This window comes from Bradyrhizobium sp. AUGA SZCCT0283, from assembly GCF_018130385.1.
GTDB lineage: Bacteria > Pseudomonadota > Alphaproteobacteria > Rhizobiales > Xanthobacteraceae > Bradyrhizobium.
In genome coordinates, this window is the sequence record NZ_JAFCLU010000006.1 from 229,052 (window position 1) to 247,724 (window position 18,673).

15 protein-coding genes are annotated in these 18,673 nt (G+C 64.0%); 7 read left to right on the top strand and 8 right to left on the bottom strand.

The annotated features are described in order from the left end of the window. Window positions 1-118 precede the first annotated feature (118 nt). The 4 genes from JQ624_RS11450 to JQ624_RS11465 all read right to left on the bottom strand — a co-directional run bounded on the left by JQ624_RS11450 (window position 119) and on the right by JQ624_RS11465 (window position 6,699). Window positions 119-1,351, bottom strand: a complete 1,233-nt coding sequence (locus JQ624_RS11450) for an ABC transporter substrate-binding protein (protein WP_212418980.1) — start codon at window positions 1,349-1,351, stop codon at window positions 119-121. A 195-nt stretch (window positions 1,352-1,546) separates the two neighbouring features. Then, complete coding sequence (locus tag JQ624_RS11455; protein ID WP_249129709.1) at window positions 1,547-3,592, bottom strand: hydantoinase/oxoprolinase family protein; 2,046 nt, start codon at window positions 3,590-3,592, stop codon at window positions 1,547-1,549. Beyond that, entirely contained in the window at window positions 3,589-5,256 is a 1,668-nt protein-coding gene (locus JQ624_RS11460; protein WP_212418981.1) for a hydantoinase B/oxoprolinase family protein, read from the bottom strand. Before JQ624_RS11460 ends, JQ624_RS11455 begins: the two co-directional genes overlap by 4 nt. 126 nt (window positions 5,257-5,382) lie before the next feature. Continuing rightward, window positions 5,383-6,699 carry an aspartate aminotransferase family protein gene (locus JQ624_RS11465; protein ID WP_212418982.1) on the bottom strand — a complete coding sequence of 439 codons (1,317 nt, stop codon included), beginning with the start codon at window positions 6,697-6,699 and terminating at the stop codon, window positions 5,383-5,385. A gap of 130 nt (window positions 6,700-6,829) precedes the next feature. On the opposite strand from JQ624_RS11465, the gene JQ624_RS11470 reads away from it, so the two are divergent. Beyond that, complete coding sequence (locus JQ624_RS11470; RefSeq protein ID WP_212418983.1) at window positions 6,830-7,609, top strand: SDR family oxidoreductase; 780 nt, start codon at window positions 6,830-6,832, stop codon at window positions 7,607-7,609. 182 nt (window positions 7,610-7,791) lie between these two features. On the opposite strand, the gene JQ624_RS11475 is transcribed toward JQ624_RS11470, so the two are convergent. Next, complete coding sequence (locus JQ624_RS11475; RefSeq protein WP_057851696.1) at window positions 7,792-8,091, bottom strand: HU family DNA-binding protein; 300 nt, start codon at window positions 8,089-8,091, stop codon at window positions 7,792-7,794. A gap of 426 nt (window positions 8,092-8,517) precedes the next feature. On the opposite strand from JQ624_RS11475, the gene JQ624_RS11480 reads away from it, so the two are divergent. The 4 genes from JQ624_RS11480 to JQ624_RS11495 are packed head-to-tail and all read left to right on the top strand — an operon-like array spanning window position 8,518 to window position 13,596. Further along, complete coding sequence (locus JQ624_RS11480) at window positions 8,518-10,134, top strand: ABC transporter substrate-binding protein (RefSeq protein ID WP_212418984.1); 1,617 nt, start codon at window positions 8,518-8,520, stop codon at window positions 10,132-10,134. Between the two features lie 24 nt (window positions 10,135-10,158). Continuing rightward, entirely contained in the window at window positions 10,159-11,133 is a 975-nt protein-coding gene (locus JQ624_RS11485) for an ABC transporter permease (protein WP_212418985.1), read from the top strand. Window positions 11,134-11,137: 4 nt separating this feature from the next. Beyond that, window positions 11,138-11,968: an ABC transporter permease gene (locus JQ624_RS11490; protein WP_212418986.1), complete on the top strand. Its 831-nt coding sequence runs from the start codon at window positions 11,138-11,140 to the stop codon at window positions 11,966-11,968. Next, window positions 11,965-13,596: an ABC transporter ATP-binding protein gene (locus JQ624_RS11495; protein ID WP_212418987.1), complete on the top strand. Its 1,632-nt coding sequence runs from the start codon at window positions 11,965-11,967 to the stop codon at window positions 13,594-13,596. The genes JQ624_RS11490 and JQ624_RS11495 overlap by 4 nt, the downstream gene beginning before the upstream one ends. Before the next feature lie 65 nt (window positions 13,597-13,661). Here the strand turns inward: JQ624_RS11495 and JQ624_RS11500 are convergent, their stop codons facing one another. Further along, window positions 13,662-14,966 carry an FAD-binding oxidoreductase gene (locus JQ624_RS11500; RefSeq protein ID WP_212418988.1) on the bottom strand — a complete coding sequence of 435 codons (1,305 nt, stop codon included), beginning with the start codon at window positions 14,964-14,966 and terminating at the stop codon, window positions 13,662-13,664. A 74-nt stretch (window positions 14,967-15,040) separates the two neighbouring features. Between JQ624_RS11500 and JQ624_RS11505 the strand changes: the two genes are divergently transcribed. Then, the gene (locus JQ624_RS11505) at window positions 15,041-15,895 is read left to right on the top strand and encodes a VOC family protein (protein WP_212418989.1); all 855 of its coding nucleotides are present in this window, start codon (window positions 15,041-15,043) and stop codon (window positions 15,893-15,895) included. 38 nt (window positions 15,896-15,933) lie between these two features. Next, window positions 15,934-16,545 (top strand): TetR/AcrR family transcriptional regulator, encoded by a 612-nt coding sequence (locus JQ624_RS11510; protein WP_212418990.1) that lies wholly within the window; start codon window positions 15,934-15,936, stop codon window positions 16,543-16,545. On the opposite strand, the gene JQ624_RS11515 is transcribed toward JQ624_RS11510, so the two are convergent. After that, window positions 16,532-17,491, bottom strand: a complete 960-nt coding sequence (locus tag JQ624_RS11515; protein WP_212418991.1) for a fatty acid desaturase — start codon at window positions 17,489-17,491, stop codon at window positions 16,532-16,534. The two genes, JQ624_RS11510 and JQ624_RS11515, sit on opposite strands and share 14 nt — an antisense overlap. A 25-nt stretch (window positions 17,492-17,516) precedes the next feature. Continuing rightward, entirely contained in the window at window positions 17,517-18,536 is a 1,020-nt protein-coding gene (locus JQ624_RS11520) for an alpha/beta fold hydrolase (RefSeq protein WP_212418992.1), read from the bottom strand. Window positions 18,537-18,673 lie beyond the last annotated feature (137 nt).

Genomic DNA, 18,673 nt, shown 5'->3' on the forward strand with positions numbered 1-18,673 from the left:
TCGCACGAAAGACTTCGTAGGGTGGGCAAAGCGAAGCGTGCCCACCATTCCTCATAACGCGTGTGGATAGATGGTGGGCACGGCGCAAACGCGCCTTTGCCCACCCTACGCTCTCCACTCAATTATCGTTCGGCGCTTTCGCGAACGCGCTCTCGATCACGTCGCCGATCGGCTGCCAGGAACTGCCGTCGAACTGCACCAGCCGCATCTGCTCGATCGGGTGGAAGTCGGCCGGGCCGGTGTTGATCGTAATTCCCGGCAGCGCTAACCCGCTCTGGTAATTCCTGAGCGACGCCGCCTGCCGCATGATGTTCTCGCGCGACAGGTCGTCGCCGCACTGGGTCAGGACCTGAACCAGCGTTGCCGCCGCCGCATAGCCGAAGATGGCGTTGCCATCTTCCTTGTCGCCATCGGGGTAATATTTATCCATGAACGCCAGCCATTCATTGATGGCGGGGTCTTCCTTCCAGGCGGCATCGCTGGCGTCCTTCAGGAACGAGGTGGAGATCACGCCGACGGAATTCTGAAGCCCCGCCGGCCTCAGCGCGTTCGCGATCGAAGCCGCCGCATTGACCAGCAACAACACTGGGTGCCAGCCCAGTTCGGCCGTTCTGCGGATGGCGCGCGCCGAGATCGGTGGCGCGCAATTGAGCACGAGCACTTCAGCGCCGGAGTTCTTGAGGATGTCAACCTGGGTATCGATCGACATGTCCGCATCGATGGCGATGTCTGCCACGATCATGTTGGCGGTGAGGCCGAGCCCCTCCTGCAATCCCCGGAACAGATCGCGGCCGAACTGATCGTTCTGCCAGAGCACGGCGATCTTCCTGCTCGGATAGGCGGCCTGGATGTAATTGGCGTAGATCCGGCCCTCGGCACGGAACGTCGGCTGCCAGCCCATCGTCCACGGAAATCGCCTCGGATGCGCCCACTCCTCGTCGCCGGAAGCGACAAAGAGCTGCGGGATACCCCTCTCATTGAGATAGGTGCGCGTCGCCAGATTGCTCGGCGTGCCGAACGATCCGAACATCAGGTGCACGCGCTCCTGCTCGACCAGTTCGCTTGTGTGCTCGACCGCCGTTCTCGGATTCGAGCTGTCGTCGCGCGAGATGAACCTGATCTTGCGCCCATTGATGCCGCCGCGCTCATTGATCATGTCGAAATAGGCGGCTTCCGCCCTTCCGATCGAAGCGAACGCGGCCAGCGGCCCGGTATAGGGCATGATGTTGCCGATGCGGATTTCGGTGTCGGTCACGCCGGCAGCCTGGGCCGGCTGCAGGGCGGCCAAGGCGACTACCAACATTGCGACGACGGGATACAGCGCCAGTCTGGCTTTTGTTATTATTTGCATCAACATGGCCTCGAACGCCAAGCTACCAGGAGCTTGTGACGCCAACCCAGCGGCCACGATAATAGCCCGCCAAATCGGGTTGTTGAAATCAAATATTGGGCAGGCCGTAGGATGGGTGGAGCGAAGCGATACCCATCCTGACAACGCACGAAGTTGATGGGTATCGCTTCGCTCCACCCATCCTACGATTCGTCGTCACCGCAGCTCGATATCCAGCCATCCCAACGCATTGACCGTGACGCGGTCGCCGGTATCGACCAGCACGGTCGTGGTCTCGGCCTCGATGATGGCGGGACCGGCCAGGGTGTGGCCCGGCTGCAGCGCATCGAGCGCATAGACCGGGACTTCGCGCCAACCGTCGAAGAAGGCCTGCCGCTTACCGCGTGGCGAACAGGCGCTGGATGCCGCGGCCTCTCGCGCGCCCTCATCCAGCCGCGCCACTTCGCCGACGGCGGCGACGCGGGCGTTGACGAACACGACCTCCTGGCCGCGCGAGGCGTAGGTGTACAATTCCTCGTGCCTGACGTGAAAGCGATCCTCGATGCGGTCGACGAGATCGGCGGCGTTCCAGTCGAGGCCATCAAGCGAGACGTCGATCTCAAAGATCTGCTCGCCGTAGCGCATCTCCGCGGAACGCTCGATTGAAATCTTTCCGTTGAACCACGAACGAAGCCGGCCGGCGGCCTGCTGTTCCAGCCCGGCAAAGAGTTCGCGCACTTCATCGGCGGTGATGCGCAGGGCTGCGCCATAATGCGTGCGGCTGACTTCGTAGCGGAGGTCGCTGGTCAGCATGCCCCAGGCCGACAGTACGGAGGCCACCGTCGGCACGATGATGCGCTTGATTTCGAGTTCGCGCGCGACTTCCGCCGCATGCAAGCCCGCCGCGCCACCGAAACTCAAGAGCGCAAATTTCCGGGGATCGACGCCGCGGCGCAGCGTCATCAAGCGGATGCCGTCGGCCATGTTCAGATTGATCATGCGGTAGATGCCGGCGGCGGCCTCCACGTGCGACAGATCCATCGACTTGGCGATGCGGTCGACGGCGGCCTCCGAGGCAGCACGATCGAGCGGACGCTTTCCGCCCATGAAGGCGGCAGCGTCGAGATAACCGAGCACGACATTGGCGTCGGTGACGGTCGCAGCCAAGCCGCCATTGCCGTAGCAGGCCGGGCCCGGCACCGAGCCCGCGCTTTCCGGCCCGACCCGCAGCGTGCGGCTGGCATCGACGCTCGCGATCGAGCCGCCGCCGGCCGCAATGCTCGCGATATCGAGGCTGCGCAGCGCGATGCGCTGGCCGGCCAGCATGCCGTCGGCGGATAGCGAGGCCTGCCCGCCTGAGATCAGCGAGATGTCGGTAGAGGTGCCGCCCATGTCGAACGGCACGAGGTCGGGAATGCCGACCAGATCGGCACAGCGCCGGCCGCCAGACATGCCGCCCGCGGGCCCCGACAGCACCGTGCCTGCGGCCAGCCGCGAGGCCTCCTCGACAGGAGCCATGCCGCCATGCGACAGCACGACAAAGAGGCTGCCCTTGAAGCCGGCCTCGCCAAGCCGCGCCTCGAGGCTGGTGAGGTAGCGCCGCACGATCGGTTCGACATAGGCGTTTACGATCGTGGTGGAGACGCGCTCATATTCCTTGATCTGCGGCAGCACGTCGCTGGAGCGCGAGACGCTGATGCCGGGCAGTTCGCGCCGCAGCCGCTCGACGGCGGCGAGTTCATGCACGGGATTGAGATAGGAATGCAGAAAACACACGGCGACCGACGTCGCGCCTGATTGTTTGATGGCGGCAATCGCATCGTCGAGTGAGGCCGCATCCAGCGGAATCAAAACCTCGCCATTGGCCTTCAGCCGCTCTCTGACGCCGAAGCGCCGTTCGCGCGGCACCAGCGGCTCCGGCGGCGGCGAGCGCAGGTCGTAGCGATCAGGCTTCAGTCCCTCGCGCATTTCGATGACGTCGCGATGGCCTTCGGTGGTGAGCAGCGCGACTTTTGCGCCCTTGCGCTCCAGCAGCGCATTGGTGGCGACGGTGGTGCCGTGAACCAGCCGGTCGGTCGCGGCGAGCATCTCCGCGCGCGTCACGTTCAGCCGCCGCGCCAGTTCTTCCAGACCCGCCATCACGCCGAGCGATTGATCCGCCGGCGTCGATGGCGATTTTGCAAATACCGTCCGCCCGCTCTCGTCTGTGGCGACGAGATCGGTGTAGGTCCCGCCGACGTCAACGCCTATCCTGAACATCATGAGGACGCCTGCTCGGCTGCGACGTCCGTCAGGCCCTGCTCGCGGTCGCGTCGGCGGGCTTCTTCCGTTCGCTTCGCAGGCGGCCCCCAACCACCGCCGCCCGAGGAACGTATCTCGAGGCAGTCGCCGGGGCGCAATTCGATGCCGACTTCCTTGGTGCGCAGCACGCGCGGCGCGCGGCCCTCGGACAGCAGGCGATAGTGATGCGGCTTGCCGTCCTCGCCGCCGAGCATGCCGCAGGGACCGTGGCGCGCGCCGTCGCCCGCGGTGTTGCCTTTTGCGATCTTCTCGGTCTCCAGCACCAGATCGAGGGACACGCCGAGGCCGCCGCGAAACTGGCCGTCGCCGCCGGAGCCGGGGCGGAATTCATGCATCCGGAAATGCAGGGGAAAGCGCACTTCGGCCACTTCGAGACTGCCGAACTTCAGCCCGCCGACGGAGTGCCATTCGCCGATCGACGACCAGCCGTCGCCACCCGACGACGCGCCACCGCCGGGCCGCGCCTGGAACAGGTGCCAGATGAAATTCCTGCCGGTGCGCGGGTCTTCGCCCTGGATCGCGATCCGGAATCTGCGGCTCCAGCCGGCCATCGCGCGCTGTGGACACGACGCCGACAACGCCTTCACGATCGCTTCGACGATTTCATTCGAGGGATGGCTGGTGCACAGCGTCACCGGCCGGCCTGGGTCGGCCCACACCACCGTGCCCTGTTTGGCGACCACCTTCAGCGGCCGCAGCGCGCCGGTGTTTTTTGGGATTTCGGCGTCGATCAGATAGGCAAAGGCCATCGCGACCGCCGCCTGCATGTTGGCATGCGAGGAATTTACAAAGCTGGTGGATTGCGGATCGGAGTCGGAGAGATCGACCTCGACGTCGCTGCCCTTCTTGGTTACCTTCGCGGCAATGCGGATGTCGGTGCGGCCGTGGCCGTCATCGTCGAGGAACGCCTCGCCGTGGAACACGCCGTCCTTCCAGGTCGAGACCACGGCTCTCGTCTGCTGCTCCGTTGCGTCGAGGATCGCCTCGACCGCGGCTTCGACCACCGGCGCACCGAATTCGGCAAACAGCCGCGACAGCCGCCGCTCGCCGAGATGCGCCGCGCCGAGCATCGCAGCAAGGTCGCCGCGGAATTCGCGGGGGTTGCGGATGTTCAGCGCCAAGAGATCGAGCAGATCGTCGCGCAGCTTGCCGGCCTCATAGAGTTTGATCGGCGGAACGCGCAGGCCTTCCTGATAGATCTCGGTGGCGGCGGGGTTATAGGCGCCATGGGTGGCGCCGCCGATGTCGCTCTGATGCGCGCGCACGATGGTCCAGAGCAGACGCTTGTCACCGGCGAAGACCGGCACGAAGGCGGTCAGATCGGGCAGATGGCTGCCGCCGTGATAGGGATCGTTGAGCAGGATGACGTCGCCCCGCTGCACGTCCTTGAACCGCTCCTCGACCGCGAGCGTCGCCCAGGGCAGCGCGCCGACGTGAACCGGCAGATGATCTGCCTGCGCGATCAGCCTTGCGCCGGTGTCGCAGATCGCCAGCGAAAAATCGCGGCTGGAATTGAGGATCTGTGAATAAGAGGTGCGAAGCATGGCCTCGCCCATCTCCTTCACGATCGAACTGAGTCGGTGCTGGACGACGGACCGCGTGATGGGATCGATCTTGGCGGACATTCTTCTGTTCTTGCTTACCCGTTCTTGTGCAGTTCGTAGGATGGGTTGAGCTCTTGCGAAACCCTTCACTATCACGCGTCGCAGCTGATGGGTATCGCTTGCGCTCCACCTATCCTGCGAGGCCAATCAGAGCGTGCCTGCGACTTCCTCGAGCGCGCCCGACGCCGCATCGATGATCGCATGTATATCAGCATCCGTCATCGGGGTCGACAATGCCATCAATCCGTAGCCTGCGGCCAGCACGCCGCGATTGAGCAGCGCGCGCGAGAACACCGACTGACGCCGCGCTTCCTCTTCGGTCAGATAGGCCGAGCGATAGTCGCGGATCGGGCGATCGGCGAAGTGAATCTTCAAGAGCGAACCAAGGCCGACGGTACCGCCGGGCACGCCGTGGCGCTTGAACGCGTCGTCGATGCCGTCGCGAACCGCCTCGCCCATCGCATCGAGACGCGCAAAGGCCGCGTCGTCGAGCAGCTCCATCGCAGCGATCCCTGCGCGCATCGTCACGGGATTGGCGGAGAACGTGCCGCCATGCGGCAGCGCCGGCTTGCCCGGGCGCGGATCGAACACCGCCATGACTTCCCTGCGGCCGCCGATCGCGCCGACCGGAAAACCGCCGCCGATGATCTTGCCGAGCGTGGTCAGATCAGGGTCGATATTCCAGATGCCCTGCGCGCCGCGATAGCCGAGGCGGAACGTGATGACCTCGTCGAAGATGAGCAGCGCACCGACCTCGCGGGTGACCTTTCGCAGCGCCTCCAGATAGGCCCGGTCCGCCGGCGCGAGACCGGCACGGTTGGGCATGGGATCGACCAGCACGCAGGCGAGCTCTGGCCCGTGCTCGCGGATCAGGCTGACGGCGGCTTCCGCGTCGTTGAAGGGAATAGTGACGACGTCGGCCAGCACATTGTCAGGCGTGCCCCTGGCATAGGCCACCGAGACCGGCGCGTTGCGGCCCCAGGTTTCCGGTGCCGGATCGAGGCTCACTTCGGCATAGTCATAGGAGCCGTGATAGGCGCCCTCGCATTTGGCGATCTTGGGGCGGCCGGTATGCGCCCGCGCCGCCTTCAGCGCCATCATCACAGCCTCGGTGCCGGAATTGGCGAACCTCACTTGCTCGACCGACGGCAGGCGCGAGACCAGCAATTCGGCGAGATCGACCTCGGAGGCGGTCGGCAGGCCGAACGCTGATCCCAGCGCCAGTTGCGCGGTCGCCGCTTTGATCAGGGCGGGATGGGCGTGGCCGTGAATCTGCGACGTGAAATTGTTGATGCAGTCGATGTAGACGTTGCCGTCGATATCCCAGACCCGGCAGCCCTCGCCGCGTGCGGCGTAAATCGGATAGGGCTTCATGAACACGGTGGTGCGGGTGTTGCCGCCGGGCAGGCTCGCCAGCGCGCGGTCGTACATTTTTTGCGATGACGAATTCGGGTCCGGGTACATGCGGGCTTCCAGGAAAGATGGAATTCGGTCCCGATCGTAGGATAGGTTGAGCCCTTGTGAAACCCATCGCCCCGGGAACGGGCATCGATGGGTATCAAGCGGCGCTGAAGACCGCGACAGGGAGAACGACATGAACGTCACGATGAAGGATCGCGTCGCCGCCGTCACCGGCGGCAGCAAGGGCATTGGGCTCGCCGTCGCGCGGCGATTTGCAGCCTCCGGCGCCAGGGTGGCGATCCTGGCGCGGGGCGCGCAGGACCTGAAGGCGGCGCGGGAACTGCTCGCCAGGGACGGCCTCGAGGTCCGCGACTACGTCTGCGACGTCTCGAAGGCATCGGACATTGCGAAGGCGCATGAGAAGATCACGGCCGATCTCGGTGGCATCGACATCCTCGTCAACAACGCCGGCACGGCGCGGACGATGGCGTTCGAGAACATCTCCGACGAGGCCTGGCAGGAAGACCTCGACCTCAAACTGTTTGCCGCGATCCGCTTCTCCAGGCTGGTCTGGCCGGGCATGAAGGCGCGCAAATGGGGCCGCATCATCAACGTGCTCAATACCTACGCCAAGGCGCCGGCCGCATCCTCGGCGCCCACCTCGGTGTCGCGGGCGGCCGGGATGGCGCTGACCAAGGTGATGGCGAACGAAGGCGGCGAGCACAACATTCTGGTCAATGCCATGCTGGTCGGCCTGATCATGAGCGATCAATGGGTGAAGCGGCACGCGGCGCAGGCGCCGGACATGGATTTCGAGGTGTTTGCGAAAAACCTCGCCAAGGGCACCCCGCTGGGGCGCATCGGCACGGCGGAGGAATTCGCCAACATGGCGTGTTTCCTCGCCTCCGAGCAGGGATCGTTCATCACCGGCACCGCCATCAATGTCGATGGCGGCCGTTCGCCGGTGGTGTAGTGGCCTTGCAGCACCGTGGCTTCATCCTTCGAGACGCCGCTGTGAGGCTCCTCAGGATGAGGTCTAGCTAAGGGGTCTCATGGTGAGGAGCGCGGCAAAGCCGCGCGTCTCGAACCATGAGCGGGCACGGTGCCCCCCGCGAGACAAAAAGGCCCCCGTTGCCGAAGGCCTTTTCGCTTTTCTTAAACCGCGTCCTTGGCGGCCTTGACCGGGCGGGCCCGGACGATCTTGCGGGCCGGCTTGGCCTTGAACATCATTTCTTCGCCCGTGAAGGGGTTGGTGCCCTTCCGAGCCTTGGTCGCGGGCTTCTTGACCACGACGAACTTCGCGAAGCCGGGGACGAGGAACACCCCGTTCTTCTTGAGCTCCTTGTGGCCAACGTCAACGAGCGTGTCCATCACGTTCTTGACTTCCTTCTTCGAAACTTCGGTGGTGGTCGCGATCTTTTCGATCAGCTGCGACTTAGACATTTGGGTAGCCATGGTTGCTCCATTGATTCTGGCACAGGCGACGATATGGCGGAAACCGCCTAAAAAACAGGGTTTCCGACATTCTGCACAGCTATCTCGCTAGTCGAGTTGAACTGATTCGTCCAATTTTGGCTGGTTTTTAGGCCTCCGAAGCTGTGCGGAGCCTATTTTTAGGGGGAATCCGCCGCTCCAGCGGGCCTCTTTCCGGACAATCTCAGACTGCCACCCGGCCCGTGCCTCTATTCAGACGGGCCTTGAGTTCGCCCGCCAGCGAAAAAACGGGCAGGCCGATTACGCGCTGAGCACGTTGTTTTCAGAAAGGATTTTCCGCCTCACCTCGCGATTAGAAAATGACTCGCGTTCCCGTTCCAGCGTAACATCGCTCGCAAGGCGGACGTCTGAATGGTCCGCCATCAATATTGTGTCCGGAGACTTCGCATGGATTTGACGCGCCTTGAGATCAATCGCCGCACCGCGCTGCTGACGTCGGCGGCCATCGCGGCCAACGTGATCAATCCAATGCGGGCCTTTGCGCAGGAAACGCCGCGCAAGGGCGGCGTGTTCAACGTCCATTACGCCGCCGAGCAGCGCCAGCTCAATCCGAGCATTCAGGCTTCCACCGGCGTCTACATCATCGGCGGCAAGATCCAGGAAAACCTCGTCGATCTCGACGCCAACGGCCAGCCGGTCGGCGTGCTCGCCGAAAGCTGGGAGGCCTCGCCCGACGGCAAGACCGTGACCTTCAAGCTACGCAAGGGCATCACCTGGCACGACGGCAAGCCGTTCACCTCGGCCGACGTCGAATTCACTGCCATGAACATGTGGAAGAAGATCCTCAACTATGGCTCGACGCTGCAGCTGTTTCTGACCGCGGTCGAAACGCCCGACGCAGAGACCGCGATCTTCAAATACGAGCGGCCGATGCCGCTCAATCTCTTGCTGCGCGCCCTGCCCGACCTCGGCTACATCTCGGCCAAGCACCTCTATGAGAACGGCGACATCCGCCAGAACCCGACCAATTTATCGCCGGTCGGCACCGGCCCGTTCAAGTTCGTCAAGTATGAGCGGGGGCAGTACATCATCGCCGACCGCAACGAAAACTACTGGCGCCCCAACGCGCCCTATCTCGATCGCATCGTCTGGCGCGTGATCACCGATCGCTCGGCCGCCGCGGCGCAGATGGAAGCCGGCGAGCTGCACTACGCGCCGTTCTCCAGCCTGACGATCTCGGATCTGGCGCGGCTTTCCAAGGACAAGCGCTTCATCGTCTCCACCAAGGGCAATGAAGGCAACGCGCGGACCAACACGCTGGAGTTCAACTTCCGCCGCAAGGAGTTGTCCGACATCAAGGTTCGCCGCGCGATCGCGCATGCGATCAACGTGCCGTTCTTCATCGACAATTTTCTCGGAGATTTCGCCAAGCTCGGCACCGGGCCGATCCCCTCGACCTCGACCGATTTCTATCCGGGTCCGAACACGCCGCAATATCCCTACGACAAGGCCAAGGCAGCCGCGCTGCTTGACGAAGCCGGCTTCAAGCCGGGCCGCGGCGGCACGCGCTTCTCGCTCAAACTGTTGCCCGCGCCATGGGGCGAGGACATCTCGCTGTGGTCGACCTTCATCCAGCAGTCACTGGGTGAGATCGGCATTCCCGTCGACATCGTGCGCAACGACGGCGGCGGCTTCCTCAAGCAGGTCTATGACGAGCACGCCTTCGACCTCGCCACCGGCTGGCATCAGTACCGCAACGATCCCGCCGTCTCGACCACGGTCTGGTATCGCTCGGGCCAGCCCAAGGGCGCGCCCTGGACCAACCAGTGGGGCTGGGAGGACAAGAATGTCGACAAGACCATCGATGACGCCGCGACCGAAGTCGACCCCGTGAAGCGCAAGGCGCTGTATGCCCAGTTCGTCAAGGAAGTAAACACGGAGCTGCCGGTCTGGATGCCGATCGAGCAGATCTTCGTCACCACGATCACGGCGAAGGCACGCAATCACTCCAACACCCCGCGCTGGGGCTCGACGAGCTGGCACGATCTTTGGCTTTCGACTTAAACCGATATCCGCCAAGATAGGTTCATGCGCATCCTTGGCCTTGCGGGGCGGCGGCTCGCTGCCTCGATCCCGACCCTTATCCTGATCCTGATCGGCGTGTTCCTGCTGCTGCAGTTCGCGCCGGGCGACACCGTCGACGCGATGATGGCGCAGATGGGTGGCGGCGATGCCGCGACCGCCAGGGAGCTGCGCAAATTCTACGGGCTCGACCTCTCGATCCCGACGCAGCTCGGCAATTATCTCTGGCGGCTGGTGCGGCTCGATCTCGGCTTCTCCTCGATCTACGGCAAGCCGGTGGCGTCGGTCATTCTGGAGCGGCTGCCGCCGACGATCCTTTTGATGACCGCATCGCTGTCCTTTGCATTCTTCTTCGGCCTCGTGTTCGGCGTGATTGCCGCCCGCGGCGTCAACCGCTGGCCGGACACGCTGATCTCCACCCTTGGCCTGATCTTTTATGCGACGCCGTCGTTCTGGTTCGGACTGATGGCGATCGTGGTGTTCTCGGTATACCTGCAATGGCTGCCGCCCGGCGGCTTCGAGGACATCGGCACGGTGCGAACCGGCATCTGGCGCGTGTTCGATATCGCAAGCCATCTGGTGCTGCCGACGCTGACGCTCGGGCTGATCTTCCTCGCGATTTACCTGCGCATCATGCGCGCCTCGATGCTGGAGGTGCTCAACCTCGATTATGTCCGCACCGCGCGCGCCAAAGGCCTCGACGAGACCCGCGTGGTGACGCGGCATGTGCTGCGCAATGCGCTGCTGCCGATGGTGACGCTGATCGGGCTGCAGGCCGGCACCATGCTCGGTGGATCGGTGGTGGTCGAAAGCGTGTTCTCGCTGCCGGGGCTCGGACGGCTTGCGTATGAATCGGTGGTGCAGCGCGACCTCAATACACTGCTCGGCATCGTGTTCGTCTCGGCGCTGCTGGTGATATCAGTCAACTTCGTGGTCGACCTGATCTATGCGCGGCTCGATCCGCGCATCACGGCGGGTTGACGCGATGGATGCGGTCAAGCGCTATTTCAGAAGTCCCGCCGCCGTCGCCGGCCTGATCCTGCTCGTGATCGTGATCGCGATGGCGATCTCGGCCGGCTTTCTCTATCCGCGCGATCCGCTGGCGCTGGCGGGGCGTCCCCTGATCTGGCCGTTCTCCAATCCGCGCTTCCTGCTCGGCACCGACAATTCCGGCCGCGACATCGCCGCCCAGATTTTCTACGGCGCACGCATTTCGCTTCTGATCGGCGGCGTCGCCACCGCCATTGCGATCCTGATCGGCATCCTCGTCGGCGCCTTCGCCGGCTATTATGGCGGCTGGGTCGACAATGTCTTGATGCGGATCACCGAGGCGTTCCAGACCTTGCCGAACTTCGTGCTGCTGCTGGTGCTGGTTGCGGTGTTTGGTTCGACCTTGACCACCGTCACCATCGCGGTCGGCGTGGTGTCATGGCCGGCGCCGGCGCGGCTGACCCGCGCCGAGTTCCTGTCGCTGCGCAACCGCGAGTTCGTCCAGGCCGGACGGACGCTCGGCATGAAAAACATCCAGCTCATCTTTGGCGAGATCCTGCCCAATGCGCTGCCGCCGGTGATCGTCTATGCCAGCGTGGTGATGGCCGTCGCAATCCTGCTGGAAAGCGCGCTCGCCTTCCTGCGGCTGTCGGACCCTAATGTGGCGTCGTGGGGCAACCTGATCGGCCTCGGCCGCGACGTGCTGCGGGTGCAGTGGTACGTCTCGGCGATTCCCGGGATTGCTATCCTCGTCACTGTGCTGGCGGTATCGCTGGTCGGCCAGGGCCTCAACGACGCGCTCAATCCGAGGCTGAAGGGCCGATGAGCGAGACCGAAGCCATCCTCTCGCTCGATCGCCTGAGCGTCCGCCTGCCTCGCGGCGCAGACCGGACGCATGCGCTGTCGGACGTGTCACTGGAAATCGCTTCCAACGAGATCCTCTGCGTGGTCGGCGAATCTGGCTCCGGCAAGTCGATGATGGCCAATGCCGTCATGCGGCTCTTGCCCAACGAGGTGAAGATCGACGGCGGGCGGGTGATGTTCGAGGGCCGCGATCTCTGCGCGGCCACGCTCGCCGAAATGCGCGAGGTGCGCGGTGCCGGCATTGCGATGATTTTTCAGGAGCCGATGACGGCGCTCAATCCGCTCCGCACCATCGGCGACCAGATCGCCGAGATGTTTTCGATCCATACTGACTTGTCGAAAGCCGAGATCGGCGACAAGGTGCTCGCTCTGCTCGCGGACGTCCGCATTCCCGATCCCAAGGTGGCGGCAAGGGCCTATCCGCACGAACTGTCGGGCGGCCAGCGCCAGCGCGCCATGATCGCGATGGCGCTGGCGCTCGATCCGAAACTGCTGATCGCCGACGAGCCAACCACCGCGCTCGACGTCACCACGCAGGCGCAGATCCTCAAGTTGATCCGCGACCTGCAGCAGCGCCGCAAGACCGCCGTCATGTTCATCACCCATGATTTCGGGGTGGTGGCCGAGATCGCCGACCGTGTCGTGGTGATGCAGCACGGCGTCATCGTCGAACAGGGCACAGCCCGCGCCGTCCTGCACCACCCGCAGCACGCCTACACAAAGCAGCTCATCGCCGCCGTGCCGCCGCTGAAAGCGCCGCCGCCGCGCGCGCTTGCAAGCGACAACATCCTGACGATCACGGACGTCTCGAAGACCTATCGCACCGGCGGCTTTCTCGGGCGCGGCGCCCGTGTCACGCCGGCCGTTCGGAACGTGTCGTTCAACCTGCCGCGCGGCGCCACGCTCGGCATCGTCGGCGAGTCCGGCTCGGGCAAATCCACACTGGCGCGCTGCATCGTGCGGCTGATCGATCCGGACCGCGGGTCCATCGTGCTCGATGGCAACGACTGGGCGAAGATGACGCGCGAAAAAGTGCGCCGCGAGACGCGCCATATCCAGATGGTGTTTCAGGACCCGTTCGGCTCCCTCAACCCGCGCCGCAAGGCGGCCGAACTGGTGGCGCAGGGCCCGATCGTGCACGGCACGCCGCGGCCGCAGGCGATCGCGGACGCGAAGGAACTGTTTTCGCTGGTCGGGCTCGATCCTTCCTCCGCCGACCGCTATCCGCACGAATTCTCCGGCGGCCAAAGGCAGCGCATCGGCCTCGCCCGCGCACTGGCGCTTAAGCCGGATGTGCTGGTGGCGGACGAGCCGGTGTCGGCGCTCGACGTCTCGGTGCAGGCGCAGGTGCTGAAGCTGCTTGCGGAATTGCGCGCGAGGCTGGGCCTATCCATTGTGTTCATCACGCATGATCTGCGCGTTGCGGCGCAAATCTGCGACCTCGTCGCCGTGATGAAGGACGGTGAAGTGGTGGAGTACGGTCTCGCGGGCGAGGTGTTCGGTAATCCGCAGCATCCGTATACGCGCGCGCTGCTCGACTCGATCCCCGGCGGGGAGTTTGCCAGGGAGCATGCGACGGAAGCGGTGTAGCTGCACTCGCTCTCCTCGACCCCGTAAGAGCGGGGCGAGGGAGAAGAGGGTCTCGCCCGCTCGCATCACGCCATCTCCCTCGCATCTCGGCGGCGGTAGACCAGCAGCATCAGCGGGGCCAGCTTGCGCAGGACGCCGTGAGCGACAATCGGTACCGGCTCGGTCAACGGCAGCGCCAGCTCGTTTTCCGGCACGCCGCGAACGGCTTTCGCGAGTTCATTGCCGAGCGGGATCGCTAGCGCCACGGCGCGGCCGTTGCAGCCGGTCCAGCCATAGGCGTTGGGACCGAGCTTATGGATGCGCGGCAGGAAATCCGTGGTCATGCCGACATAGCCGTTCCAGACGTAGTCGAAGGAGATCTCGCCGATCTGCGGCCACAGCCGCTGCAGCCGCTCGGTGACGCGCGCCTTGATCCGATCGACCTTGTTGCCGGGGCCGATCACCGCGCCGCCGGTGACGAGACGATTTCGTGCGTCATAGCGCGCGAAATAAAGTTCGCCATGGGTGTCCGACATTGCCTGCCGGCCGGGGATGATGGTCTTGCGGACATTATCCGACAGCGGCTGCGTCGCCATCTGCCAGGACAGCACCGGCATCACCTCGCGCGCGATGTCAGGCACCAGCGATTTGGAAAATTCGCCGCTATAGGCGTTGGTCGCCACCACCAGCGCACGGCCGGAGATTTCGCCCTTGGCCGTCTTCACCACCCAGCGATCGTTGCGGCGCTCGAAACTTTCGGCCGGCGAGCGCGCATAGATGCGCGCGCCGAGACCGAGCACGGTGCGCGCGAGACCACGGGCCAGCGCCAGCGGGTTGATGTGGCCGCCGGTCCTGTTCCAGAAGCCGCCGAACCATGCATCGGAGCCGAGCATGTCCCGCGTCTGCTCGCGCGAAAGCAGCTCAACGGGCGCACCGAACTTCGACCATTGCCGCACGCGACGTTCGGCGATCTTGATGCGGCCCGGTGAATGCACGGGTTGAACCCATCCGGCCTGTTCCCCCTCGGCATCGATGCCGTAGCGCCTCGTCACGTCGAAGAGATAAGAAGCGCTGTCGCGCAGCATGCCGACAAAACGTTCTCCGGCCTCGCCGTGCTTCGCAACAATGTCCTCCGGATCGGGCCGCGACAGTGTCGGGATCACCTGGCCGTTGTTGCGCCCGGAAGCGCCCCACCCCGGCTCCGCGGCCTCGACGATCGCGACATCGACACCGGCCTCGCGCAGATGCAGCGCGGTGGAAAGGCCGGTGAAGCCTCCACCGATCACGATCACGTCCGCCTGCTGCGTGCCGGTCAGTTCGGCCAATTCAGGCCCCGATGGCGTCATCGCGGCCCATAGGGACTCGGGCCAGCGGATGTTACTCATATTCATCGGTATCCTTTCTTGCAGGCGCCTGATCGTTCTGCTTAGTTTAGCCCCCTAACAAGCCCTGAGGAAATAACAGAGTGGCACTCAAAAACGTCATCGGGATCGATCACGCCGTGGTCATGGTGAAGGATCTCGACAAGGCCGCCGAGAACTACAAGCGGCTCGGCTTCACCGTATCGCCGCGCGGCACCCATAGCGCGCATATGGGATCGGGCAACTACACCATCATGTTCGATCCCGACTATATGGAATTGCTCGGCGTGCTCAGGCCGACGGAACATAACGAGCCGGCGCGGGCGTTTCTCGAAAAGAACGGTGAAGGCATCGAGCGTATCGCTTTCACCGCGGTGGATTCGGCGCGGGGCGCGGAAGAAATTCTCGCGCGCGGTTATATCCCTGTTGGCCCCACCGATTTCGAGCGGCCGGTGATGATGCCTGACGGGACCGAATCCGAAGCCAGGTTCCGGACCTTTCAATGGCCGACGGTGGAAGCGCCGGGCGGCGTGCGCATCTTTGCCTGCCAGCACAAAACGCGCGAGACGGTCTGGATTCCCGAACTGATGAAGCATGCCAACGGTGCGAAGCGCCTGAAGCAGGTGCTGATCGTCGCGCCGGAGCCGGCCAAGGAGGCCGCGCATATGTCCAAGCTGATCGATCGTGACGTTCGCAACGAGTCCGATGGCGCGATCGCGGTGCCCTCAGGTGGAGACCGCGCTGATTTCGTGTTCCTGACCAAGGATCAGCTCGGCAAGCGCTATCCCGGCGTATCGCTGGCGGGCCTGCCCGAGCGCGGCGGCGCGGGGCTCGTGATCGTGGCCGATATCGCGGCGGCAGAGAAGGCGCTGAGCTCCACCGGCGTCCGCAGCGCAAGCGGCGTGGTCGTGCCGCCCGCCGCCGGCAACGGCACCCTGCTCGCCTTCGTCAAGGCGTAGCCGGCAGCGCCAGCCGCGCTGATCGGGGAAGCCGGAACATGGCGAAGGGCAGAAGCGAAGCGGACAGCGATACGGCGGCAACCCGCCGTGGTCGCCCCCGTTCTGCTGAGACCACCAACGCCATTCTGCAAAGCGCCTACACGCTGATGGCGACGACGGGTCTCGCCGCCACCAGTATCGATGCGGTTGCGCGGCACTCCAACGTCTCGAAGATGACCATCTACAAATGGTGGCCGTCGCGCGAGGCGCTGCTGATCGACGCGTTCCTGAACCACGCCTCGCTGATGCTGCCGCTGCCGACCATCGGCGCGCCGGGGGAACGCCTGAGAAGCCACGCCGCGGCTTATGCGAAGGCGCTGCTGGGCGAGTTCGGCAGGGTACAGCTCGCGGTGATCTCCGAATGCATCTCGAACACGGGGTCTGCGGAGATTTTCTACGAGCGCTATCTCAGGTATCGACGAACCGCCCTGGTCGAACTGATCGCCGCCGGCCAGCAGGACGGAAGCATTGGCGCCGCCGGAACGCCGGAGGACCTGTACGACGCGATCTATGGCAGCCTGTTCTACCGCTACATCTTCGGAATCAAGCCGATCTCGCCGGCGCAGGCCCGCAATCTCGTCGACACCCTGCTGATGATCAAGAGCCGCTGACGCCGCCGGCCGCGTCAGTTCGCGCGCGGCGGAACCACGCCCACGTCTCCCGCGTCACGGCCCGATAGCCCTGCCCCCGGAACACGATCTGATCATCGACGATCCGGTTCAGCTTCGGCAGCGCATGAAACGGGATCGAAGGATAAGCGTGGTGCTCGACGTGATAGGGCATGTTCCACGCAAACCATCTCATGAGCATGCCGGTGTAAGTGGTGCGGGTGTTCTGAAAGGCGCTTCGCGTCCGTTCACAGCCGGTGTGTTCGGCGTAGAGATAGGGTCGCAGGAATAGCTGGCCCACAATGAGAGGAAGGATCCAGACCCAGAGCAGAAGCGTCGACTGAAGCGCAAGCGAGGCCAGCAACAGCGCGATATAGAAAGCGATATAAAGGCGTGCCTCCTTCACGACAATGTGGCGCTTGCCTGCCGGGATCCAGGGTGCGGAAGCGTCGCCGGTAAAGGCATGGCGAAGCATCAGTCTTACCCGGAAGCCGACCTGCCGAAGACCGGTATAGGCGATTGCGAGTTGCGTATCCGAGGCGGGGATCGGGCCAACCAGCAGTTCTGGATCCCGGTCCGGATCCTGCGTGTAGCGATGGTGGTCCCAGTGGAACAGGCAATAATATTCGTAAGGCAGTCCGATCGCGAATGAAGACAGATGGCCGAGTGCAAGATTGAGCGCTCGGCTCCGAAACGCGGTCTTGTGGGCGGTCTCGTGTACCACCATGAACAGGAAGGCTACGAAGTAACCCTGCACGGCGATCAGCGGCAGCGCCCAGGCCATGCCGTAGGTCGAGGACACCAGCCAGATCAGCGTACCGAAAACGCCGATTGCGCCGTAGTGGCTGACCGCGCGAACGATGCCGGGAAAGTTCGATCGCGCCGATAGCTCGCGGAGCGCGGCCGACGTCAGTGGCTTGTCTCCCGTTGCGGTAACTGCAGTGCTCATGGTCGCAATCGCCTCCAGGATGATTTCAACGCTGCAGCAGCGCCGAGATCTCGGCGTTGATGAAGGCGCGGTCTGCAGGATTGTTGATGGGATTTCCGGCACGGTGTCCGTGGACCGAGGGAATCGGATGGAGCTCGGCCGACTTTGCGTTGACGAGGCGGCCGATCTCCGCCTCATTGTCGCGCATGTCGAAGTAACGATCGGTCTGCCCCGGCATCAGCAGCACCCGCGCCTTGATCGCGGCGAGCGCACGGCCGACGTCGCCGCCGAATTCGGGACATTGGCTGATATCGCCGCGCTGCCAGATCCCGATCTGCGCCAGCAGATTGTTGGCGTCACGCCGCGAGAAGGCTTCGTCCCAGGCGCGTGCGAGGTAATCTTCCAGCGAATGGAAGCCGGCCTCGCGCCACACCTCATCCCGATAGAAGGCGTGCGACATCGCCCATCCGGCATAGACGCGCCCCATGGCGCGCAGGCCGGCGGAAGGTTTGCCGACGAAACGGCCATCCCTGAACATCGGGTCCGCGGTCAGGGCGGCCTTCACGCCCTCGAGGAACACGTGATTGTAGGGAGAGCATCGGGCACTGCCGCAGACGATGGCGGCGCGTTCCACCATGTCGGAATGGCAAGCCGCCCAGTGATAGGCTTGCATGCCGCCCATCGACCAGCCGTAGACGAGTGCGATGCTCGAAATTCCGAACTGCTCCAGCAGAAGGCGGCGCTGGACCGCGACCGCATCGTGATAGCTGATATCAGGAAATGGCGTCACGGCCGAATTGGACGGTGAAGAGGACAGGCCGTTGCCGAACAGATTCGGAATGACGATGAAATAGCGATCGGGATCCAGCCCGCCGCCACGTTGGATCAGCCATTCGGTGTCGTGGTGTTGCGCGCCAAAGGACGTCGGGTAGACAATCACGTTGTCCTTCCGCGCGTTCAGCGTGCCGTAGGTCTTGTAGGCGAGATGCATGGAAGGGAAGACGACACCTGACTGCAGAGGGACGTCTCCCGCGTCGAAGACCTGATAGTCGCCCTGGGTCGTCATGGAGCCATTCCGTAATTATTGTACCAATTGTACATTATTTAGATTGGATTGCAACGGATTTCACTACAGCGCAACGGCACCCTGCCCGCGCTCGTGAAGCCGTAAATGCAAATTGCGCCGCAGTTGCTTCTGCGGCG

Excerpts from the sequence above, each read along its gene's own strand:
- JQ624_RS11450 (WP_212418980.1), bottom strand. The coding sequence starts at position 1,351 with ATGCAAATAATAACAAAAGCCAGACTGGCGCTGTATCCCGTCGTCGCA.
- JQ624_RS11455 (WP_249129709.1), bottom strand. The coding sequence starts at position 3,592 with ATGATGTTCAGGATAGGCGTTGACGTCGGCGGGACCTACACCGATCTC.
- JQ624_RS11460 (WP_212418981.1), bottom strand. The coding sequence starts at position 5,256 with ATGTCCGCCAAGATCGATCCCATCACGCGGTCCGTCGTCCAGCACCGA.
- JQ624_RS11465 (WP_212418982.1), bottom strand. The coding sequence starts at position 6,699 with ATGTACCCGGACCCGAATTCGTCATCGCAAAAAATGTACGACCGCGCG.
- JQ624_RS11470 (WP_212418983.1), top strand. The coding sequence starts at position 6,830 with ATGAACGTCACGATGAAGGATCGCGTCGCCGCCGTCACCGGCGGCAGC.
- JQ624_RS11475 (WP_057851696.1), bottom strand. The coding sequence starts at position 8,091 with ATGGCTACCCAAATGTCTAAGTCGCAGCTGATCGAAAAGATCGCGACC.
- JQ624_RS11480 (WP_212418984.1), top strand. The coding sequence starts at position 8,518 with ATGGATTTGACGCGCCTTGAGATCAATCGCCGCACCGCGCTGCTGACG.
- JQ624_RS11485 (WP_212418985.1), top strand. The coding sequence starts at position 10,159 with ATGCGCATCCTTGGCCTTGCGGGGCGGCGGCTCGCTGCCTCGATCCCG.
- JQ624_RS11490 (WP_212418986.1), top strand. The coding sequence starts at position 11,138 with ATGGATGCGGTCAAGCGCTATTTCAGAAGTCCCGCCGCCGTCGCCGGC.
- JQ624_RS11495 (WP_212418987.1), top strand. The coding sequence starts at position 11,965 with ATGAGCGAGACCGAAGCCATCCTCTCGCTCGATCGCCTGAGCGTCCGC.
- JQ624_RS11500 (WP_212418988.1), bottom strand. The coding sequence starts at position 14,966 with ATGAATATGAGTAACATCCGCTGGCCCGAGTCCCTATGGGCCGCGATG.
- JQ624_RS11510 (WP_212418990.1), top strand. The coding sequence starts at position 15,934 with ATGGCGAAGGGCAGAAGCGAAGCGGACAGCGATACGGCGGCAACCCGC.
- JQ624_RS11515 (WP_212418991.1), bottom strand. The coding sequence starts at position 17,491 with ATGAGCACTGCAGTTACCGCAACGGGAGACAAGCCACTGACGTCGGCC.
- JQ624_RS11520 (WP_212418992.1), bottom strand. The coding sequence starts at position 18,536 with ATGACGACCCAGGGCGACTATCAGGTCTTCGACGCGGGAGACGTCCCT.